The organism is Chryseobacterium ginsenosidimutans (genome assembly GCF_039536845.1).
Classification (GTDB): domain Bacteria; phylum Bacteroidota; class Bacteroidia; order Flavobacteriales; family Weeksellaceae; genus Chryseobacterium; species Chryseobacterium ginsenosidimutans_B.
This window is the reverse complement of sequence record NZ_BAAAZJ010000008.1, coordinates 232,596-251,243: the sequence shown is the minus strand read 5'-3', so window position 1 is coordinate 251,243 and position 18,648 is coordinate 232,596. Positions and strand designations below refer to the sequence as shown.

The window sequence follows — 18,648 nt, the reverse complement described above, 5'->3', positions numbered from 1 at the left end:
ATCTTGAAAAAACTTCTCAACGAGACAATTATATATGGAATTGGAGCGATTATGCCGAGGATAATTGTCGTATTGCTTAATTATTTGTTTATAAAAAACATTAATAACAGTGATTTTGCAATTTTCACCAATCTTTACGCCCTGATTTCCTTCATCAATATTGTTCTTTCTTTTGGTTTTGAAACGGCTTACTTCAGATTTTCATCCGATAAAGACAATGAACAAAAAGTTTTCAACACATCTTTCTGGTTTCTTACAGGTTTGTCATCTGTTTTTTTAATACTCGTTTTATTATTTAATCAACCAATTGCCGATGTTTTTGATTATTCCAACACCCCGGAATTCATCAGATGGTTTGCATGGATCGCCTTCTTCGACAATCTTCTTGTTATCCCTTTGGCTTGGTTCAGGTTTCACAACAGACCGATAAAATATACGGCAATCAGAGTAATACAGGCTATTTTTCAAAGTGCTTTTGCAATTGCCTTATTCCTTTATATTCCTCAGGAATTTTCTCTTAAATTAGGTTTAAAAGAAAAAGTAGCCTATCCTTTTTACAGCAATTTGGCAGCAAGTTTCTTAGGAGTTTTGCTTGTTTTACCTATTATTTTAAAAATAAAATTTCAGTTTTCAAAAGATCTTTTTCTGCAAATGATCAAATATTCATGGCCGATTATGATTGCGGGTTTGGCATTTATGGTGAATGAAAATTTTGATAAATTCATTCAAAGATTTTTAATTGAAGATTCTGATGCAGGAGCTTATGGCGGTTGCTACAAAATGGCAGTTTTAATGACTCTTTTTGTAACAGCCTATCGAATGGGAATCGAACCGTTTTTCTTTAAGCAAATGCAAAATGAGAACGCTAAACTTACTTATGCAAAAGTGACGGAATATTTTTCTTTTTTCGCTTCAATAGTTGCTTTGGGAATCATTGCTAATGTGTCCTGGTTAAAACTTCTTTTGGTTCCGAATAATTCTTATTGGATTGCTCTTAATATTATTCCGATTATCGTTATTGCTAATTTATTTTTCGGAATTTATTACAATCTTTCAACCTGGTATAAAGTGACCGACCGAACCAGAGTCGGAACTTATATTTCCTGGACAGGTGCTATTGTTACTATTATTTTGAATTTTGCCCTGTTAAAAGAATATGGTTTCATGGTTTCAGCTTGGGTGACGTTGGCTGCCTATTTTATTATGATGGTTCTTTCTTATTGGCTAGGTCAAAAATACTATCCGATCCCTTACAGAATGAAGAAAATTTCTTTTTTCATTATACTTTTAGCAGCATTCAGCTATGCAATTGTTGAATTTTTTGACTATAACTTATGGATCGGAAATCTATTATTTTTAGTCTACGCAGGAATTTTGATTTATTCTGAAAAAAATATGTTGCTGTCTAAAATCAAAAAATAAAATTTCATAATAAATCTGACAATAATTCTAATTTAACCAAATACTTAAAAAGATATAAATCATACCACATCAATGATTTTAATTCCTATCTTTAACTTTATTATTAAAACTAACTAAACAAAAAACATACTTATATAATTTATGAAAATTATTGTTCCTATGGCTGGACGCGGTTCCAGATTACGTCCACATACACTTACTGTCCCAAAACCTCTTATTCCTATCGCAGGAAAGCCAATTGTACAAAGATTGGTGGAAGATATTGCTAAAGTTGCAGGGGAAAATATTGAAGAAGTAGCTTTTATCATCGGAGATTTTGGTCCTGAGATTGAAAAATCTCTTATTCAGATTGCCGAAAAATTAGGAGCAAAAGGAAGCATTTATTATCAGAACGACCCTCTTGGGACAGCTCATGCCATCAAATGTGCAGAGCAATCGATGAGCGGAGATGTCGTTATTGCTTTTGCAGATACACTTTTCCGTGCAGATTTTATTTTAGATAAAAATTCGGACGGTGTAATTTGGGTAAAAAGTGTGGAAGATCCTTCAGCTTTCGGAGTTGTAAAATTGGATAACTACGGTTTCATCACAGATTTCGTTGAAAAACCTCAGACTTTCGTTTCAGATTTAGCAATTATAGGTATTTATTATTTTAACAGTGCTGAAAAATTGATGGCTGAAATTAATTATATCATGGATAATGATATTAAAAATGGTGGTGAATATCAATTAACAACAGCTTTAGAAAACTTAAGAGCAAAAGGTGCAAAATTCTCACTTGGAAAAGTGAATGATTGGATGGATTGCGGAAACAAAAACGCAACCGTAGAAACCAACAGCAAAATACTGGAATATGAAAGAGAGGAAATGTCTCACTTCCCCGCTTCCGCTGTTATTGAGAATTCATTGATCATTCAGCCTTGTTTTATTGGGGAAAATGTGAAAATTTCGAACTCAAAAGTAGGTCCCGGAGTTTCGTTAGGAAACAATACGATTGTTGTGAATTCAAATATTGAAAATTCTTTGGTTCAGGAAAACACAAGAATTAATCATGGAAATCTTTCCAACTCGATGATCGGAAATTCGGCACAATATTTCGGGGTTGCAAGAGAAATTTCTTTGGGAGATTATTCGGTTTTGGATTTTTTATCCAGATAACTCAGAACAGAAAATATTTAACCAAAATAAAGTATATTCAAGCCACACAAAATGTTTGTGTGGTTTGGCGTTAATATTGCAACGTATTTTTAAAATTGAAAAGGTAAATACATGAAAAACTGGATCATAGTACTATTATTACTTTTAGTAGTGACTTCTTGTAAAACAAGGAATTCTGCCAGAAAAAAAGATAATACTGTTAAAATTGATAGTGCTTACGTTTTAGAAGACAACAAAAAACCGATAGATATAAATGAGCCGGTAAGTGATAAACTTGCATTCTATGAACATGTAATTCCACAACCTCAGTTTGAACAAATAAAAATAAGCAGTAAAGTCAATGTAGAAACCGGAAGTTTTGTCCCTACGCTTGATGCTACCATTTATATTGAAAAAGATAAAAAAGTCTGGATGAACCTTACGGCATTTTTGTTCACCGTTGCCCGTGGAATCGCCACTCCGGAAGGAATAAAAGGACAGGATAAAACATCAAAAGCGTATATTGATTCTGATTTTGAGTACCTTAATAATTTATTGAACGTTAACTTTATCGATTACAAATCCTTAGAAAAAATTCTGCTGGGAAGAACTTTTGTTAAGATTAATGATTCACAATTTACGCTGACAAGAAATGCTCAGGGTTTTAAAATGGCATCAAATGTTAATCAAAAAATCGTAACAGACGAAAAAACAAGAGAATACAAAATAGTTTTACAATATGATAAAAACTATGATTTGCTGAGTGTGAATCTAAAGGATGTTTTGTCTCCGGATGAAATGGATGTTTCGTATGAAAATTGGGAAGAAATCAATGGAATCAGGCTTCCACGAAATGTTAAAATAATTATAAAAGGCTCAAAAAGCAGTCAGATTTTAATGGAAAATACGAAATTTGACTTTTCGAGGATGGATACACCCTATTCTGTACCATCTAGTTATAAGAAAATTGAGATTAAATGATTAAAAAATTTAGCTTTTTAATAGGTATTTTATTGTTCGGATTCCACAATGGGCAGGCTCAGAAGAAGGAACAGTTGCAAAAACAAAATGCCGAACTTAAAAAACAAATTGCACAAATAAACAACGATTTAGCAAAGACCAGAAATGAATCTAAGCTGTCTATTGCTTATCTTGATAACGTTAATAAAAAATTAGCGTTAAGAGAAAAAGTCTATAACAATACACAGAAGGAAAAAAGATTTATTGAGGATGATATTTACCTTCGTCAATTGGAAATCAACCGCCAAAACAAAGATTTAAAAGTTCTCAGAGAGAATTATGCTAAAGTTTTGGTAAATGCCTATAAAAACAAAGGGGTACAAAATAAAGTTACCTTCATTCTTTCTGCCAAAAATATGGGAGAAGCAATCCGAAGAGTTCAATATTTAAAACAATACTCGGATTATCAGGACAAAAAGGCTGCAGAAATTACAAATGCAGCAGCCAAAATCAAGCAATCAATTACTCAGAAGCAAAACTCTGTAAAAGAGAAAGCAAATCTATTGGTAAATCAGCAGAAAGATTTAACAACAATCAATGCTGAAAGAGCTCAAAAAGAACAGCTGGTATCAGATTTCAAGAAAAATGAATCTAAATTATCAGCAGAACTTAGACAAAAACAAACTCAGTCTAAGGCATTGGAAGGACAGATAAGAAGCATCATCGCCGAAGAAATAAGAATAGCTAAAGCGGAAGAAGAAATAAGGAAAAAAGCAGAAGCCGAAAAAATCCGTTTAGCAAAAATAGCCGCTGAAAGAGAAAAAGCAAGAATTGAAGCCGAAAATAAAGCAAGAGCTGAAGCTTTAGAAAGAGAAAGGATTGCTGCAGAAGCAGAAGTAAGAAAAGCTTCAGAACTAGCGGCAAAAAGAGCTGAAGAAGAAAGAAAAAGAAATGATGAAGCCGCAAAAAGCGAAGCTACAGCAAGAGACGAAGCAAGAAAGGTTGCCGCAAAAAAAGCGTCTGATGAAGCAACTGCAAAAGCAAAAGAAGCTTCAGTAAAATTAGTCGCAGCAAAAGCAGCTGAAGCAGCATTAGAAAAGAAAAAAGAAGACGACAAAAAAGCTGCAGAAACCAAAGCAATGACCAATTATGGTGTTACTACCGTAGCCGGAAGCAATTTTGCAGACAATAAAGGAAGATTAGGATATCCTGCTGATAGAATAGGACAAATCACTCACCGTTTCGGAAGACATCCTCATCCGGTTTTTAAAAATATTGATGAGGAAAACAACGGTATTAAAATTTCCGTATCATCCGGAACACGGGCAAAATCTGTATTCCCCGGAACCGTATCTTCTGTTATAGCAAGTAGTGACGGTACTAAAACAGTTATGTTGAAGCACGGTAATTACTTCACGATCTATTCCAACTTGGGCAGTGTAAGCGTTTCCAAAGGACAGCAAGTTTCTGCCGGAACTATTTTAGGTGTGGTAGGTCAGGATTTTGACGGAACATATACCCTTGATTTTCAGGTATGGAACGGAGGTACACCAGTTGATCCTTTAGGTTGGGTTTCTTATTAAAAAAGACTAACTTTGTAAAAAATTTAGAAATGAATACACTAACAATATTGTCATTATCTTGGCAACATATCTTAATCGTAGCAATACTTCTTGTATTACTTTTCGGAGGTAAAAAAATCCCCGAACTAATGAGAGGTGTAGGTTCCGGTATTAAAGAATTTAAAGATGCCATAAAGGAAGAAGACAAACCAGGCTCTGAGAAAAAGACTTCTTCAACTGACGTTAATAATCCTTCTGGCAACTAAAACTTCTTAAAATTGATGAATTTTACAGAAACTGCATGGAAAGTCTTCAATCAATCTATTGAAGATTATCACGTGTCTGATGACGTTAACACTCTAATTAATAACCCGTTCGAAAAGGATACTTTGGAACGGATTTTGTATGCTAAAAACTGGATTGATACCGTTCAATGGCATTTGGAAGATATAATTAGAGATGAAAATATTGATCCGACTGAAGCTCTTCATCTGAAGAGAACCATAGATGCATCAAATCAGAAAAGAACTGATTTGGTAGAATTTATCGACAGTTGGTTTCTTAATAAGTTTGAAAATATAACTCCTAAACCGGAAGCAAAAATCAATACTGAAACTGTCGCATGGGCGGTAGACAGGTTATCAATTCTTGCTTTAAAGGTTTATCATATGTCGTTAGAAGCAACCAGAGAATCAGCTTCAGAGGAACACAGAGCCAATTGTCAGGCAAAATTAGATGTTCTTCTTACACAGCACGAGGACCTGTCTGTTTCTATTAATCAGTTGCTTACTGATATTGAGAACGGTGATGTTAAGATAAAGGTGTACAAACAAATGAAAATGTACAACGATGAAAGTCTTAACCCAATCCTTTATCAAAAGGAGCAACAAAAATGAAACGATTAATTTTTTTTGGAGTAATAATTATTATAACATCTTCTTGCGCAACGGAAAAACCAAATTTTTCGCCGCTGTCAACTAGCTTTTATAGTGAGACCAAAGGTTCCGATTCAGACAGAGGAACAAAGAACAGCATTGAAATTAATGTAAAAGAAAATGTGAATGCTTCTGAAATTTCTAACCTGATTGCTACCTTCCCACAGTTTAAAAATACCGGTTTAAATACTGAAATTACAACATTAAAGTACAGTTTGCAGAACTATCTATATGCAATCGATGCCAATAATGTGACCGGAAAAAACAGAGCTGTAAAAGACTTTGAAAAATCTTATAAAAAAATTCAAAAACTGAGACAAAATCTTAATAAAGATGATGACGAAGTTCTCAACAGATATCTGGTAAGATTAAAAACCAACATTTCTGCAATCGAAGATTCTATAAAAGGAAATTAAAAAACTAATTTAGGACTATTAATGATTAAAATTCAGGCGGAATCCAACGTTCCTACGGAACACGGCACTTTCCGAATGATTGCTTTATCCGAAAACGAAAATGACTGGATGCCTCACATGGCAATTATCGCAGAAAATACAGACTTTGCAAAACCTGTAAATGTGCGTTTCCATTCAGAATGTATTACCGGAGAAGTTTTCCATTCAAAAAAATGTGAATGTGGGCAGCAACTAGACGCTGCAATGAAATATATCCATGAAAATGGAGGGATTATAGTTTACCTTCGACAGGAAGGAAGAAATATCGGGATCATTAATAAATTAAAAGCATACTCCCTACAGGAAAAAGGATTTGATACTGTAGAAGCCAATTTAAAGCTTGGACTTCCTGCAGATGACAGAAACTTCGGAGTAGCAATTGATATTTTAAATTTATTAGAAGTAAAAAATATCAACCTTCTTACCAACAACCCCGAAAAGGTAAAATATGTAAAAGAAAGTAATATTCATCTGAACTCACGGGTTCCTTTACAAATTCCGGCAAACGAAAACAGTAAAGGTTATCTGCAGACAAAGAAAGATTATTTTGGTCATTTACTCGATGATAATGACAACTAAATAAAAAGCAAAAGCTCCGGAATTTCTTCTTCCGGAGCTTTTTTTGTAATTATAAAAAACTGAAAAGATATATTCTCTTAATTAAATTTTATAGTCTTTACTTTAGACTCATCAATATTATAATATTTAATAACTGCATTGTAATCCGTAAGATCAATTGAAGTTTTTCCTGCACTTGCCGGAACCAATACCACTCTAAATGTCTGGTTATTTAAATATTGCGTTGTTTCTGCAGCTGACATCTGTGTAGATTGATTAAAATTCGCTGATGTACTGATATTTACTTCTTGCGTGTTAAAATTAAAATTATAATCTAATTCTCTGCCTGTCGTTGGTACAGTTACATTATCTAAATAGTAAGTTTTAGGAATACTTTGCCAATAATTTCCCACTTTTCTATATACTAAAACAACATCTGTGTTCTGAATATTTATATCCATAGAAAGCGTAAAACTATTAGAAGATGAAAATGTTCCTGTAGCATCCTTCATGATCGAATAGGTATCATTATCCGTATATGGAGTATTATCATTGTTGTCATCACAGCTGAATATGAATAAGCTCACAAAAGCTAATAGTAAAATTGGAAGAAATTTTTTCATTTTATAAAAGTTTAGTTGTTTATTATTTATAAAGCATATTCAAATCATATACCAAAAAATTCAAAAACATTGTTTTCATCATTTTTTTAATTGTATTTTTGTTCTTATTCAAAAATTATGAAGAAACTAGTTTATACTTCGCTCTTTATTTTCTTATTTCTAAGCTCAAAAATCACAGCCCAATATCAGCCTAAAAACATTTCCAAAGAAGATTTGAAAAAGGCAAATCAATGGGTTGATAAAACGTATAAAAACCTCTCACAGGACGAAAAACTGGGACAGCTTTTCATCATAGCTCTTTACACCAACAAAGGTGAAAATGAGATTAATAACGTAAGAAATATCGTTATTAATGATAAAATCGGAGGTCTGATTTTAATGCAGGATGATGCCGCTAAAGAAATTAACCTTGTTAATGAATTCCAGCAAAAATCAAAAATTCCTTTGATGATCGGAATGGATGCGGAATGGGGAGTTTTTCAGAGAATTGCTACGGCTCATAAGTTTCCTTGGGCAATGACCCTGGGAGCGATTCAGGATAAAAATTTAATTTACCAGATGTCTGCCAAAATCGCCGAAGACTGCCACAGAATGGGAATCAATTGGGATTTTGCGCCAGTTGTAGACGTAAATACCAATCCTGACAATCCGATTATCGGAAACAGAAGCTTCGGTTCTGAGGTAAATAACGTGATTAATTCCGCACTCTCCTATTCAAACGGACTTCAGGATAATAATATTTTAGCCGCGATAAAACATTTTCCCGGTCATGGTGACACGAATACAGATTCTCACCTAGATTTGCCTGTTGTTTCACATAATTTAGAAAGATTAAATAATATCGAAATTGCACCTTTCAAAGCTTTAATGAATAAAGGAATTGGCGGTGTGATGGTTGCTCATTTATACGTTCCGGCTTTAGAATCAGGAAAAGGAATTCCTGCTTCGGTTTCTAAAAATATTATAACCGGATTATTGAAAGATAAATTAGGATACAAAGGCTTAATTATCACAGATGCCTTAAATATGGGAGCTGTAGCCAATAAATATAACCCGGGAGAATTAGATGCAATGGCTTTCAAAGCAGGGAATGACATCATGCTGTTTTCCCAAGGTGTTGCCAATGGCAAAAAATTAATCCAAAAAGCAATTGACAACGGAGAAATTTCTCAATCCAGAGTTGAAGAAAGTGTGAAGAAAATTCTTCTGACAAAATATTTCTTAGGTTTAGATAAATATTCACCGAAAAATCCTGAAAACATTAATTCAGATTTAAATAATGATTCTCATAAAGTTTTGGTTCAGAATTTATATTCAAATGCTTTGACTTTATTAAAGGATAATAAAAAATTACTTCCATTAACAGGAAAACAGGTCTATTATGTTCCTTTGGAAGAAGCCCCTTTTCAAACTTTCGCCAATCAATTGGGATCAAACGTAATTATTAAAAAAGCTGATGAGATCAATACAATTCCAGCAAATTCTACGGTGATTGTTGGTTTTCATAAAGATAATTCAACGGCTTATAAACCTTATAAAATTGCAGACGCTTCGAAAAAAGTTTTAGCTGATTTAGCAAAGAATCAAAATATCATTCTCAATGTTTTCGGAAGTGCTTATGCATTGAAAGATATTGATATTTCAAAAGTTTCGACAGTCTTGGTTTCCTATGAAAATAATGATGATTCCATGACGGCAACAGCGAATGCTTTAAACGGAAAAACAAAAATCTGGGGCAGGCTTCCTGTCTTGGTTAATGATAAATTAAAGGCAGGAATGGGAATCGATTTGAACCCGACAACTGTAAAATAAAAGTGTGAATTAAAATATTTACAACATCAAAACAACAATAAACTAATGAAAATAGGCATACTTTGCTATCCAACATATGGAGGAAGCGGAATCGTGGCAACAGAGCTGGGAATGTCTCTGGCCAATAAAGGCTATGAAGTGCATTTTATAAGTTCTGCCCTTCCCGCAAGATTAGATATCACCAATCCGAATATTTTCTTCCACAGAGTGAATGTTCAGACCTATCCGCTTTTCCAATATCAGCCTTATGATATTGCGTTGAGCTCGATGATTTACCGTGTTGTGAATCTTTATAAACTCGATTTGCTTCATGCCCATTACGCGATTCCTTATGCATATGCAGCTTTTACGGCAAAACAGATGTTGCAGGAAGATAACAACGATATTCCTCTGGTAACGACTCTTCACGGAACGGATATTACATTGGTCGGGCAACATCCGAGTTATAAACATGCGGTGGAATTCTCCATCAATCAATCAGATGCAATTACTTCTGTTTCTGAAAGTTTAAAAAGAGATACACTACAGTTTTTTAAAATAAAAAAGGAAATTCAGGTGATTACCAATTTTATAGATAATTCTGAGTTTGATGAATGTAATGAATGCCAAAGAACCCAATTTGCCAATCCTGATGAAAAAATATTAATCCACGTTTCCAACTTACGTCCGGTAAAACGTGTTGATGAAGTATTGCAGATTTTCAAAAGCGTTCAGAAAAAGGTAAAATCAAAATTAATCATCATCGGTGAAGGTCCGGATATGGAAAAAGTCAACCAGTTTCTGGAAGAAAACCCTGAACTGATTTCTAAGATCCGTCTGCTTGGAAAAGTAAATGATTTATATAGAATTCTTCAGCTTTCAGATGTGTTTCTATTGCCTTCTGAGCAGGAAAGTTTCGGTTTGGCGGCGTTGGAAGCAATGGCTGCAAATACTCCTGTTATCAGTTCAAATGCAGGCGGAATTCCGGAAGTGAATATTCAGGGAGAAACAGGATTTTTGGCAGAAATCGGAAATGTAGAAGCGATGAGTAATTATACTATCAAACTTCTGAGCAATGAAGAACTTTTAGAAAAAATGAAGAAAAATGCCAAAGAACAGGCGATAAAATTCGATCTGAAAAATATTCTTCCTATTTATGAGGAAATGTACAGAACAACCATCGAAAATTTTAAAAGCGAGTTAACGAAAGCATAGAAATTTTCTTTTACATTAAAATATAATGGCTGCATTCATAATGATGCAGCCATTTTTATTCTCAAAATTCTTTTTATAAGTTAATATTTTAAACTCAAATCTTTAATTTTCCTAAAAATATAAACATATTTTCATCTTTTAGAAAGTAATTTTCCGTATTGATTTGATCTTTAAATCTTTGAAACAAAATATAGTAATTTTATTATATATTTGTTTCAACACTTATGACGGAAAAACTACTACAATACCTCTGGAACTACAAAGTTTTCAAACATTTCGACTTCAAGGATCTTGAAGGAAATGCTATTGAAATATTAGATTTCGGAAAATGGAACACCGATTCCGGTCCGGATTTCTTAACAGCAAAAATTAAAATCAATAACATTATTTTCATTGGAAACATCGAACTTCATATAAAAACCTCTGACTGGATTTTTCACAATCATTCTCAGGATCCGAATTATCAGAATATTATTCTTCATGTTGTTTATCAAAACGACTGCGAAATTGATGAATTGAAAAATAAAAATATTCCAACATTAGAATTAAGAAATTATATTGACGAAAATATTTTTTGGAAATACGAAAAATTGGTAAGCGGAAATCAATTTATTCCTTGTGAAAACATTTTTAATCCGAACAAAATTCCGATCAATTTTCATGAGGAAAATGTGTTAAAAAAACTGGAGGAAAAATCTCTGGAATTTGAGAAAAATTTAGAACAATTTAAAAATAATTTTGAAGCAGTTTTATTTCACAGCCTTGCCTATTCTTTTGGTTTAAAAGTGAATGCTTTTATGTTCAGACAAATTGCGGAAAGTATCGATTTCAATATCATCAATAAAATCCGACAAAACGAAACTCAGCTGGAAGCATTATTATTCGGAATTTCTGGCTGGCTGGAAAACCCTGAAGATGAACAAATGCAAATATGGAAACGTGAATTCGATTTTCTTAAAGCTAAATTCAATATTCCTGATTTAATAATCCGTCCAAAGTTTTTAAGATTAAGACCTCCGAATTTCCCGACAATTCGTCTGTCACAATTAGCGAATCTTTATCATCAGCATCAAAGTTTGTTTTCAAAAATTATCCATGCAAAAAACCCAGAAGAATTATTTACAATTTTAAAAAATGTAAAAGCTTCGGGATATTGGGATAATCGTTTTAATTTCGGAAAAATTTCAAAGGTTGATCAACCGAAAATTTTGAGTAAAGATTTTATTGAATTAATTATTTTAAATACCATTTTACCTTTAAAATATACCTATCATAAATATCACAACGAAGAAATCGCTGATGAAATTTTAAACTTTTACAAAAATCTTTCGGCAGAAAAAAATTCAGTTATTGAAGACTGGAAAAAATTAGGTTTGAAATTTAAGACCGCTTTAGAAAGTCAGAGCTTTATTTATCATTTTAAAAATTCATGTGAAGAAAAAAATTGCTTAAATTGCAGCATTGGATTTAAAATTTTAAAAGAAAAATAATCATGTTTGACAATCTGCGTCACAAAATGGAGAGAGAATGGTTTGGGGTACTCACCAGAATGGGTGCTAAACTGGGAATTCCTGTATCTAAACTGAGAATATTTTTCATTTATTCTACTTTTGCAACGGCTGGCTTTTTCTTTTTAATCTATTTAGGCTTAGCATTTACACTTTGGGTGAAAGATATTTTCATCACCAGAAGACCCAATGTTTTTGATTTATAATCATGGAATTTTTACAAATTTCTTCTCCTGAAGATTACAGATTTCAGGAAATTTTCGAATCCTATTGTTCAACTTTTCCGGAAGACGAAAGAAGAGACTGGAATAAATTGTCAACGCTTTTTTCAAATCCAAAAGTGAAAATAATTTCCGTTTTGCACGAAGCAAAAAATATCGGATACCTCATCATTTGGGAACTGAGTAATTATACTTTTGTAGAACATTTCGAAGTTTTTCCGGCATTCAGAAGCCAGAAATTAGGATCCCATATTACAGGATATTTATTTGAAAATTACCCCCGACTTATTTTGGAAATTGAACCTGAACATTTGGGAGATGATGCCAAAAGACGATATTCTTTTTACCAGAGAAATGGTTTTAATCTGATTGATGAAATGTATGTGCAGCCAAGTTACGGAGAGGGGAAAAAACCTTTAGACTTGTGGTTGCTGGCAAATTACTCTCCTGAAAATCTGGAGGAAGTCAAAGACGAAATTTATGATATTGTTTATCATTAAAATTTAAATCCGAAGTTATTATGCTTTGGATTTTTTTGTGTTCCCACAGATTTCACGGATTTACACAGATGTTTATATTATATTTCATTTTTAAATTATCCGCAATCATCTGTGTAAATCCGTGAAATCTGTGGGAGAAAAAATTTAAACTCAGAAAAATATCAGTTTACCTCATATTCCAGCTTAATTGTAATACTTGCTTCTTTATCTTTCGAAGCAGTATTGAAAGTTCCGCCGTAAGAATAATCTTCATTGGAATTCGGAGCTGTGATCTGGATAACTCCCATTGTTGCTTTTTTCAGATTTCCTAAACTGCTTCCTGAATTTTCGGCAATTTTCTCAGCTCGTTCTTTGGCATCTTTTGTTGCAGAAGCAATCATTTCCTGTTTTACAGTTGCCAGTTTGGTGTAAAAATAACTTGGAGAAGATGATGTAAATTCAATTCCGCGGTTGATAATTTCCGTAATATTTCTGGAAAGGTTTTCAATTTTTGCCACTTCTTTGCTTTCAATAGAAACTGTTTGTGTAAGATTGTATCCTGTGAATTCGTTCTGAACGTTGTTTCCGTTGGAGTCAGTATAATTTTTAAACTGTTTCTGAATGTCAACAGAAGAAAAAACTATTTCATTTTGCTTAACTCCTTTTGACAGTAAGTAATCATTAATCGCTTTTCTATCTAAAGCCAATTCGTCGTAAGCCGATTTCAAATCAAAATTATTTTTAGAAAAACTTCCCGACCAGGTAATGAGATCAGAGACAAATTGTTTGGTTCCTAAACCTGTGACAGAAATCGTATTTTCAGATTTATTTCTGTTTTTAATGGCGTTTCCAAGAAGTCCGAGACCGATAATGAAACCTAATGCTGCAATTGCAATCGCAATAATATTTTTGTTCATAAAACTTTGTGAATTTGTTTGTTATAATAATTTCAATTAATATTCAGTGAAATCATTATATCAATTCTCATTCCAAATTTTAAGATTTTATTAACATTTATTGAGAAGATTTGCTTTCTTTTATTCTTTTAACAAAAACCGGAATTGCTTCATCCATTCTCGACAAAGCTCCGGTTAAATTTTTGGCTCTTACAAAGGTTCTTGTTTGCAGTTTATTGACAAAAGAAAATTCAATAAACTCTGAAATTCGTTCTTTAGGAATCCCTTCTTTGGTAAAATATTCATCTTCCACCCGATCTCTTATCCACAAAATATCTTCCTGCAAATCATCATATCGATATTGGCGTTTCATTCTTCTGGCATCACCGCTAATGAGATCATACATTCCCTGAATATTGAGCTGCCCCAAAATTATCGGGATTAAAACCTCTTTTACCTCTGCCGGTCTTTCTCTCATTTTTCCGACAGGTTGCGGAAGCCCGACCGCATCTTCTACAATTTTACCTTTATCAACTTTTGCCACGGCTTTAGAATCTTTTGTAATATCGCCGGTAATTTTAGAAACTTCTACTTCTTCAATTTCCTGAGCAATTCTTATTAATGTAATACTTAATTCTTTATTGAGTCCGTAACTGGCTTTCATTGAAGCTCTTTCAAAACCGCTTCTTATAAACCTGATTTCATCGCTTGGTGATGCTTCAAGAGAAAAAGTGCCATCAGCTGAAGTATATGTTTTTTTGTCCGTAGAAATATTCATAACAGTTACCGCTGGTAAACTGATCCCATCTTCATCGATAATTTTTCCTGTGATTTTCTGTTGCGAAAATATATTCACAAAAAGAAAAAGCAAAATAATTAAAAATCTTAGCTTCATTCCAAACGATCTTATTTTTGAGTCTGCGGAGCTCTGTAAGACGAAATTCTTATCAAAACGGCTCTTTGAAATCTCATTAAATCGGCATCACTGCAAAATCCGTATTTCAGAATATTCTTTCTTTCAAAACCTCCTGCGAGAACATAATAAATGAAATGCTGAATTAATGATCTGTCAATCTTCAAATCCGTAAAGTATTTTTCTCCCAAAGCATACGTTAGGTAATTGGCAAAATCTAAATCATCCCATTTGTTTTTAACCTTCCCGATAGAAAACCCCTGACCTTTCGGTTGTACAAATTCTCCTGGTCTTGCAGCCAAAACCCTCGGATCAGATTTTTGAGACATATAAAGAGCTAAGTCACTTTTCAGCTTTTGAACTTTTCTAGGTGGATTCAGATTTTTTGCATCGATTTTGATATCACCCGTAATTCCCTTTTTAATTTCAACTTCTGCAATTAAAGTTGCCGCCCTTACTAAAGTCACATTAATCGGAGAACCGATATTTTCTTTTGTAACTTTTTTATTGGAACGTTCATAGCCGGTTTTTACAAAACGAAGTTCATCACCCGCTCTTCCGGAAATCATGAAATGTCCGTCCCGATTCGTTGCAACCCTTTCATCGGTTCTGATATTGATGACAGTAACATCGGGAATTTCAGCATTATCTTCTGAAATGATCTTCCCGAAAATATAATCCTGAGCATGAATATTGATGAAAAATATAAATGAAAAGAAAAAAAATAGTTTAAGTTTCACAGGTTATTTTTTATTAAGCAAAACTAAAATTATTTTTAAATATTACGGCAAGTTTAACCACAGTTAACGCGTTTTGGCATTTCTTTTAGACTTTTAATTAGAAAACTGTTAAATAGCACTTGAATATTGTTAAAATTTCACTCAAAATTTAATTAACTTGCACTTTCAATTCTACTCAAAAAATGCAAAATTCTTATACAGTTATCAATGCTTCAGCAGGTTCGGGAAAAACATATGCTCTCGTTCAGCGGCTTTTGATGATCTGTCTTCGATATCCTAATCAACAGCAATCAATAAGGAATATTCTGGCACTGACTTTTACCAACAAAGCTGCCAATGAGATGAAGGAAAGAATTTTGACCTGGCTGGGAAATTTTTCCGCCGATCATTTTGCTGAAAACGGAGATTTAAAAAACATTCAGAAAGCATTTGAACAGGAAGGTCTGAAAATCACAATTGATGAGCTTCATCAACGTTCAAAAAAAATGTTGGATTATGTACTTCACAATTACTCAACCTTAAATATCGGAACGATTGACCGTTTTAATTCGCGATTGGTAAGAAGTTTTTCTTATGAATTGGGTTTAGCGAAAAATTTCAATCTTGAAATTGAGGCGGAGCCATTTTTGATTGAAGCGGTTGATAAAATGCTTGATCAGATTGGAGAAAATGATGTTATTTCTAATTCTTTCATGGATTATGTGGATTACAGCCTTGAAAATAATGAAAGAATTAATTTAAATAAAAACCTTTACGATTCGGCGAAAGAATTTGTGAAAGATATCCATTATGAACATCTTAAAAACAACAAAGATTTCGACAACACAAATTATGAAAATATAAAAAATACGCTCCGAAAAGAAATTGTATTCAATAAAAAACAAGCTGTTGAACTTGCCACAAAATCTATTGAATTATTCAGATCAAGAAATATTGAAATTGAAGACTTTGCACAGGGAAAAAACGGCATAGGAGGATTTTTCACTAAGATTTTAGATTTTTACAATCAAAAAAGGGCGGGATTTCCTTTCCCGACGACTGCGGAAGAATCGGTTGTGAATAATTATAGAAAAGGAGCCGCAACAAAATCAAAAAGTAAAGAACCGGAAATTTTTGAAATCCTCGATCAGTTGCTGGAAAACAGAATGCAGTTGATTCTTTTATACATCGAAACGCAGAAAAAAGAGAAAATCTTATCTGCACTTCTTCCTTTGAAAGTGAATAAAGATATTCAGGATGAATTGAAAAAAATCGAGGAAGAAAATGACTTGGTTTTACTTTCAAAATTTAATATTTTAATTAACGAAAATCTTAAAAATGAGCCTTCTGCGTTTATTTATGAAAAAGTAGGTTCACAGTTCCAGCATTATTTCTTTGATGAATTTCAGGACACTTCTGAGCTTCAGTGGCAGAATTTTGTTCCGTTGAGAGATCATTCTGTTTCCACCGAAAACACATCATTTACATTGGTTGGAGATCCGAAACAGAGTATTTACCGTTTTCGTGGCGGGGAAAGTAAACTGATGCTGGATATTATCAACAAAAAAGAATTTTCTCCTAAACAAGCCGAACTTCTGGTTTTGAAAGACAATTGGCGAAGTGCAAAAAATATTGTTCAGTTTAATAACGAGCTGTATGAATTTCATTCAAGGGAATTAGCAGAAGAACATAAAAATATTTTTGGAACAGATGCCGAACAAAACCCAAAATCATCGATTGAAGGTCGGGTAAAAGTAAATCTTATTGAGAACTTAACCAACGAAGATTTTTACAATGATACTTCCGAAAGAATGCAGAAAGACATTCAGGAAAGTCTGGATAATGGTTTTAAATTTTCAGACATTACAATTCTTTGCCGTGGAAATTTTGATATTTTCAGTTATTCTCAAAAACTGGGAAATCTGAAAGTCATTTATAAAGGTGAGGAAACGAATATCAAAACCATTTCCGATAAAGGTCTTACGCTGGAATTATCCAATACTTTAAAAGCGGTCATTGAGTTTCTGAAATGGGAAACGAATCCGAAGAATAAACCTAATCTGATCATGATGATGTTTTTTCTGAATAAATTGGGAAGAATTCACATGGCAGATTTTACTCTGGAAATGACGAAAATTCTGGAGATTGAAACTCATGAGGAAATTTTGCAATTCATTCAACAGAAATATTCTTTGAAACTGAAACAGGAGAATTTTCCGAGATTTAATTTATATAACTTTGTAGAATTTTATATTAACGAATTTTCGGTTGAAAATAAAGAAACCGATTTCCTTCTCAACTTTCTGGAAATGCTTTTTAACTTTACACAAAATGCAGGTGCGAGTACGAAAGAATTTTTGAAATACTGGGATGAAGAAGCATCGACTTACACGATTCAGGCTTCTGAAAATATCGATGCTATTCAGATTATGACGATTCACAAAGCAAAAGGACTGGAATTTCCGATTGTTTTTATTCCGATGATTAATAAAAATCGTGATGCTGAGTTTACCAATTGGTTTGATACAACAAATGACAGTGCTTTGAAGTCTGTAAATATCAATCAGTTCAATAAAAATCTGGAAGTTTACGACGAAGAAATTCTGAAATTCAATAAGCAAAATTCTTATAAAAACTTTGTAGACAGACTGTGTCTGCAGTATGTTGCAACAACAAGACCAGTTGAACAATTGTTTTTTTATATACAAAAAGCAAATAAAACATCGAATAATCTTGAGCTGCTAGAATTTCTCCAATCTAAGAACACTGAAAATCTTGATGGATTTGATTTGTACGAAATCACTCCTGAAATGTTGAAAAAGCATTCAAAAGATAAAATGTCACATTTTGAAACAAAAGATATTCAAAATCTGAAAAACGTTAACGAAAAAAATACTTCAATAAAAATCGCTACACCTTCGAAAAATTATCAAGTAAGAATTGAGAAGGTAAGAATCGGTCTTTTTGTGCATGAATTGCTTTCAAAAATCAATACGGAAAAGGACATTGCAAAAGTATTGGAAAGTTATGTTCTGGATGGGCAGATTACGATTGAGGAAAAAAGTGAAATCCAGGAAACTCTAGAAGAAATTATTAAACTCCATTCTGAATTTTTTGATGAAAAATGGGAAGTCTTAAATGAAAAAGACATTATGATTTCGGAAAACGGAGAAAGCAGAATGTATCGCCCTGACCGAATTCTGAAAAATGATGAAGGTTATATTATTGTCGATTTTAAAACCGGAGAAGAAACT

18 protein-coding genes are annotated in these 18,648 nt (G+C 33.0%); 14 read left to right on the top strand and 4 right to left on the bottom strand.

Going from position 1 to position 18,648, the window contains the following annotated elements; genetic code table 11:
* Positions 1 to 3: 3 nt before the first annotated feature.
* From ABD745_RS09515 to ribA, 8 genes are all read left to right on the top strand, one after another.
* Positions 4 to 1,422 (top strand): lipopolysaccharide biosynthesis protein, encoded by a 1,419-nt coding sequence (locus ABD745_RS09515; protein ID WP_344828554.1) that lies wholly within the window; start codon positions 4 to 6, stop codon positions 1,420 to 1,422.
* Between the two features lie 141 nt (positions 1,423 to 1,563).
* Positions 1,564 to 2,580: a sugar phosphate nucleotidyltransferase gene (locus tag ABD745_RS09510; RefSeq protein ID WP_344828552.1), complete on the top strand. Its 1,017-nt coding sequence runs from the start codon at positions 1,564 to 1,566 to the stop codon at positions 2,578 to 2,580.
* Between the two features lie 111 nt (positions 2,581 to 2,691).
* Positions 2,692 to 3,540 (top strand): lipoprotein insertase outer membrane protein LolB1, encoded by an 849-nt coding sequence (lolB1, locus tag ABD745_RS09505; RefSeq protein ID WP_344828550.1) that lies wholly within the window; start codon positions 2,692 to 2,694, stop codon positions 3,538 to 3,540.
* Positions 3,537 to 5,102: a peptidoglycan DD-metalloendopeptidase family protein gene (locus tag ABD745_RS09500; RefSeq protein ID WP_344828546.1), complete on the top strand. Its 1,566-nt coding sequence runs from the start codon at positions 3,537 to 3,539 to the stop codon at positions 5,100 to 5,102. The genes lolB1 and ABD745_RS09500 overlap by 4 nt, the downstream gene beginning before the upstream one ends.
* Positions 5,103 to 5,131: 29 nt before the next feature.
* On the top strand, positions 5,132 to 5,347 hold the full coding sequence (locus ABD745_RS09495) for a twin-arginine translocase TatA/TatE family subunit (RefSeq protein WP_344828543.1): 216 nt from the start codon (positions 5,132 to 5,134) through the stop codon (positions 5,345 to 5,347).
* A gap of 15 nt (positions 5,348 to 5,362) precedes the next feature.
* Positions 5,363 to 5,977, top strand: a complete 615-nt coding sequence (locus ABD745_RS09490) for a DUF4254 domain-containing protein (RefSeq protein WP_344828540.1) — start codon at positions 5,363 to 5,365, stop codon at positions 5,975 to 5,977.
* The gene (locus ABD745_RS09485; RefSeq protein WP_344828537.1) at positions 5,974 to 6,432 is read left to right on the top strand and encodes a hypothetical protein; all 459 of its coding nucleotides are present in this window, start codon (positions 5,974 to 5,976) and stop codon (positions 6,430 to 6,432) included. The genes ABD745_RS09490 and ABD745_RS09485 overlap by 4 nt, the downstream gene beginning before the upstream one ends.
* A gap of 21 nt (positions 6,433 to 6,453) precedes the next feature.
* Positions 6,454 to 7,050 (top strand): GTP cyclohydrolase II, encoded by a 597-nt coding sequence (ribA, locus tag ABD745_RS09480; protein ID WP_344828534.1) that lies wholly within the window; start codon positions 6,454 to 6,456, stop codon positions 7,048 to 7,050.
* Positions 7,051 to 7,127: 77 nt separating this feature from the next.
* Here ribA and ABD745_RS09475 read toward each other — a convergent pair whose 3' ends face one another.
* Positions 7,128 to 7,652 (bottom strand): hypothetical protein, encoded by a 525-nt coding sequence (locus tag ABD745_RS09475; protein WP_344828532.1) that lies wholly within the window; start codon positions 7,650 to 7,652, stop codon positions 7,128 to 7,130.
* Between the two features lie 117 nt (positions 7,653 to 7,769).
* Here ABD745_RS09475 and ABD745_RS09470 point away from each other — a divergent pair, with 117 nt between their 5' ends.
* The 5 genes from ABD745_RS09470 (at position 7,770) to ABD745_RS09450 (ending at position 12,887) form a co-directional block, all read left to right on the top strand.
* Positions 7,770 to 9,464: a glycoside hydrolase family 3 protein gene (locus ABD745_RS09470; RefSeq protein WP_344828529.1), complete on the top strand. Its 1,695-nt coding sequence runs from the start codon at positions 7,770 to 7,772 to the stop codon at positions 9,462 to 9,464.
* Positions 9,465 to 9,509: 45 nt separating this feature from the next.
* Entirely contained in the window at positions 9,510 to 10,658 is a 1,149-nt protein-coding gene (gene bshA / locus ABD745_RS09465; RefSeq protein WP_344828526.1) for an N-acetyl-alpha-D-glucosaminyl L-malate synthase BshA, read from the top strand.
* Positions 10,659 to 10,882: 224 nt separating this feature from the next.
* Positions 10,883 to 12,148, top strand: coding sequence for a DUF2851 family protein (locus ABD745_RS09460; protein WP_344828524.1), 1,266 nt, complete (start codon positions 10,883 to 10,885; stop codon positions 12,146 to 12,148).
* 2 nt (positions 12,149 to 12,150) lie between these two features.
* On the top strand, positions 12,151 to 12,372 hold the full coding sequence (locus tag ABD745_RS09455; RefSeq protein WP_047401349.1) for a PspC family transcriptional regulator: 222 nt from the start codon (positions 12,151 to 12,153) through the stop codon (positions 12,370 to 12,372).
* A 2-nt stretch (positions 12,373 to 12,374) separates the two neighbouring features.
* Positions 12,375 to 12,887 carry a GNAT family N-acetyltransferase gene (locus tag ABD745_RS09450; protein ID WP_344828520.1) on the top strand — a complete coding sequence of 171 codons (513 nt, stop codon included), beginning with the start codon at positions 12,375 to 12,377 and terminating at the stop codon, positions 12,885 to 12,887.
* Positions 12,888 to 13,048: 161 nt separating this feature from the next.
* Here ABD745_RS09450 and ABD745_RS09445 read toward each other — a convergent pair whose 3' ends face one another.
* The 3 genes from ABD745_RS09445 to ABD745_RS09435 form a co-directional block, all read right to left on the bottom strand.
* A complete protein-coding gene (locus ABD745_RS09445; protein ID WP_344828517.1) occupies positions 13,049 to 13,783 on the bottom strand; it encodes an SIMPL domain-containing protein in 735 nt (244 codons plus the stop codon).
* A 97-nt stretch (positions 13,784 to 13,880) separates the two neighbouring features.
* Complete coding sequence (locus ABD745_RS09440; RefSeq protein ID WP_344828514.1) at positions 13,881 to 14,657, bottom strand: carboxypeptidase-like regulatory domain-containing protein; 777 nt, start codon at positions 14,655 to 14,657, stop codon at positions 13,881 to 13,883.
* 11 nt (positions 14,658 to 14,668) lie between these two features.
* Complete coding sequence (locus ABD745_RS09435) at positions 14,669 to 15,415, bottom strand: peptidase associated/transthyretin-like domain-containing protein (RefSeq protein ID WP_344828511.1); 747 nt, start codon at positions 15,413 to 15,415, stop codon at positions 14,669 to 14,671.
* Between the two features lie 182 nt (positions 15,416 to 15,597).
* Between ABD745_RS09435 and ABD745_RS09430 the strand changes: the two genes are divergently transcribed.
* Positions 15,598 to 18,648: UvrD-helicase domain-containing protein (locus ABD745_RS09430; RefSeq protein WP_344828508.1), on the top strand; the 3,051-nt coding region annotated here is incomplete at its 3' end.

Coding starts and splice junctions, on each gene's coding strand:
- ABD745_RS09485 (WP_344828537.1), top strand. CDS start 5,974: ATGAAACGATTAATTTTTTTTGGAGTAATAATTATTATAACATCTTCT.
- ABD745_RS09455 (WP_047401349.1), top strand. CDS start 12,151: ATGTTTGACAATCTGCGTCACAAAATGGAGAGAGAATGGTTTGGGGTA.
- ABD745_RS09495 (WP_344828543.1), top strand. CDS start 5,132: ATGAATACACTAACAATATTGTCATTATCTTGGCAACATATCTTAATC.
- ABD745_RS09500 (WP_344828546.1), top strand. CDS start 3,537: ATGATTAAAAAATTTAGCTTTTTAATAGGTATTTTATTGTTCGGATTC.
- ribA (WP_344828534.1), top strand. CDS start 6,454: ATGATTAAAATTCAGGCGGAATCCAACGTTCCTACGGAACACGGCACT.
- ABD745_RS09460 (WP_344828524.1), top strand. CDS start 10,883: ATGACGGAAAAACTACTACAATACCTCTGGAACTACAAAGTTTTCAAA.
- bshA (WP_344828526.1), top strand. CDS start 9,510: ATGAAAATAGGCATACTTTGCTATCCAACATATGGAGGAAGCGGAATC.
- ABD745_RS09440 (WP_344828514.1), bottom strand. CDS start 14,657: ATGAAGCTAAGATTTTTAATTATTTTGCTTTTTCTTTTTGTGAATATA.
- ABD745_RS09470 (WP_344828529.1), top strand. CDS start 7,770: ATGAAGAAACTAGTTTATACTTCGCTCTTTATTTTCTTATTTCTAAGC.
- lolB1 (WP_344828550.1), top strand. CDS start 2,692: ATGAAAAACTGGATCATAGTACTATTATTACTTTTAGTAGTGACTTCT.
- ABD745_RS09445 (WP_344828517.1), bottom strand. CDS start 13,783: ATGAACAAAAATATTATTGCGATTGCAATTGCAGCATTAGGTTTCATT.
- ABD745_RS09475 (WP_344828532.1), bottom strand. CDS start 7,652: ATGAAAAAATTTCTTCCAATTTTACTATTAGCTTTTGTGAGCTTATTC.
- ABD745_RS09490 (WP_344828540.1), top strand. CDS start 5,363: ATGAATTTTACAGAAACTGCATGGAAAGTCTTCAATCAATCTATTGAA.
- ABD745_RS09450 (WP_344828520.1), top strand. CDS start 12,375: ATGGAATTTTTACAAATTTCTTCTCCTGAAGATTACAGATTTCAGGAA.
- ABD745_RS09510 (WP_344828552.1), top strand. CDS start 1,564: ATGAAAATTATTGTTCCTATGGCTGGACGCGGTTCCAGATTACGTCCA.